This is a genomic window from Mycobacterium sp. (assembly GCF_035499775.1).
GTDB lineage: Bacteria > Actinomycetota > Actinomycetes > Mycobacteriales > Mycobacteriaceae > Mycobacterium.
Window position 1 is genome coordinate 1 of the sequence record NZ_DATJYB010000455.1, and the last position, 2,195, is coordinate 2,195.

The 2,195-nt window shown below is 65.6% G+C and carries 2 protein-coding genes; one reads left to right on the forward strand and one right to left on the reverse strand.

All coding sequences use genetic code 11. The annotated features are described in order from the left end of the window. Positions 1 to 41: 41 nt before the first annotated feature. Positions 42 to 1,574, forward strand: coding sequence for an acyl-CoA synthetase (locus VML93_RS28125; protein WP_325615537.1), 1,533 nt, complete (start codon positions 42 to 44; stop codon positions 1,572 to 1,574). 13 nt (positions 1,575 to 1,587) lie between these two features. Here the strand turns inward: VML93_RS28125 and VML93_RS28130 are convergent. Beyond that, a partial coding sequence (locus tag VML93_RS28130; protein WP_325615536.1) for a phosphotransferase family protein occupies positions 1,588 to 2,195 on the reverse strand: 608 nt, incomplete at its 5' end.

Below are 2,195 nucleotides of genomic sequence, written 5' to 3' on the forward strand. Positions count from 1 at the left end.
CGACGGCGCAGCGGCCACTTGAGTCTTTCGGGGTTCATCTGGTGAACATCGCCGACCACGCGATCAACGCCGGGGATTCGCCGGCCTTGATTTTCGACGGCGGCGCAATCTCGTTCGGCGAGTTGCGTGCTCGCAGTGAACGGGTCGCCGCGGTGCTGCACGATGCGGGACTGCGCCGCGGCGAGGGTGTGGCGCTGGTCCTGCCGAACCGACTGGAGTTCTTCGAAATCACCTGGGGTTGCCAGCTTTCCGGGCTCTACTACACGGCCGTCAACACCCATTTCACACCCGACGAGGTCGCCTATGTGATCGAGGACTCCGACGCGAAGGCCGTGTTCGTCGACGCCTCGATGGGCGAACTCGCGGCGCACATCGCCGAGGTCAATGCAGCTGTGAAGATCCACATCACTGTCGGGGGCAGCCTGCCCGGTTGGGGCTCGTACGAGGGCGCCCTGGCTGCGGCGGGCGATGTCCCGCCGGTCTCGGACGGATCGGAGATGCTCTACTCGTCGGGCACCACCGGGCGGCCCAAGGCGGTGCGCCGGGCGCTGCCGACCGACGGCAACGGCTCGTGGGCGCAGTCGGTGCTGGAGATGGCGCTGATCCACAAGTACGGGATGAGCGCCTCCGACGTGTACCTCTCCCCCGCACCGCTGTATCACGCCGCCGGGGTGAACTACACGATGGCGGTCAATCGCGTCGGGGCGGCCTCGATCATCATGCCCAAGTTCGACGCCGAGACCGTGCTGCGGCTGATCGAGACACACCGCGTCACGCACGCCCAGTTCGTGCCGACGATGTTCGTGCGGATGCTGAAGCTGCCCAAGGCGGTTCGGGAAGGCTACGACGTGTCCAGCTTGCGCTGCGTGATCCACGCGGCCGCCCCCTGCCCGGTGGATGTCAAGCATCAGATGATGGACTGGTTCGGGCCCATCATTCACGAATATTACGGGGGCACTGAGGGATTCGCGGGCACCACGATCGGGCCGCAGGAGTGGCTGGCGCATCCCGGTTCGGTTGGCATACCGATGTCCCCGGTGCACGTGGTCGGCGACGACGGGCAGGAGCTTCCCGTCGGCAAGTCCGGCGAGCTGTATTTCGAGGGCGGCCCGAGTTTCGAGTACTTCAAGGATCCCGCCAAGACCGCGTCGGTGTTCAACGAACGCGGTTGGCGGACACTGGGCGACATGGGCTACGTCGACGAGGACGGATACCTGTACCTCACCGACCGGTCGACGTTCATGATCGTCTCCGGTGGGGTGAACATCTATCCCCAAGAGGCGGAGAACGTGCTGATCATGCACCCCAAACTGGTCGACGCGGCGGTGTTCGGGGTGCCCAACGACGAGTTCGGCGAGGAGGTCAAGGCCGTCGTGCAACCGGCCGCCGGCGTCACACCCGGACCTGACCTGGAAGCCGAGCTCATCGAGTACTGCCGGGCGCACCTGGCCGGGTACAAGTGCCCGCGCACAATCGAATTCGACCCGCAGCTGCCCCGGGATCCGAACGGAAAGCTTTACAAGCGACGTATTCGTGAACGGTACTGGGAGGGGCGGGCATCACGAATCGTCTGATGTCGACGCGGCCTCAACAGCCGCGGCCAAGGAGGCTTGTCAATTGCGCATAGCCCTCGCCGGCGAATGCCCTGTCGCCATGTTCGGTGGCCCAGACTATGGTGCTCACCGCGGCACAGGCACCGTAGGCGCGAAGAAAATCGGCTGTGCTGTCATCGATATCGCGTCCGTAGCCGGCCAGAAACGCATCCCGCAGATCGGCCCGGCCGAGCCACTCGCGATGCATCAGCCGATGGACGTCCGCCCACCACGGTTCTTTCTTTGCCAGGCCGAAATCGATCAGGCTCACCGCGTTCCCGTCGTCGACCATCCAGTTGCGCGGCGTGTTGTCACAATGCGCCGGCACCAGCTCGACCGTGCCGAGATGACAAGCCGCCGAGGCGATCTCGCGAGCCGCGTCCAGGTCCCGCGGCGCTACCAGCTGCTGTGCGCGCGCCGACCAGGTATCGAAATCTACCACCACGTCCCCACGGTCGGTGCGGACCTTGTAGACGGCGGACGCACCGTGCGGCCACGACCAGTCCTCGATGCTGCCCGTCGGCCGTGCCCACTGCTCCACCACCCGCAAGATATCCCGTTCAAGCGGCGAAGGGCGCTCCGAAACGGGCATGCCGACCAGCG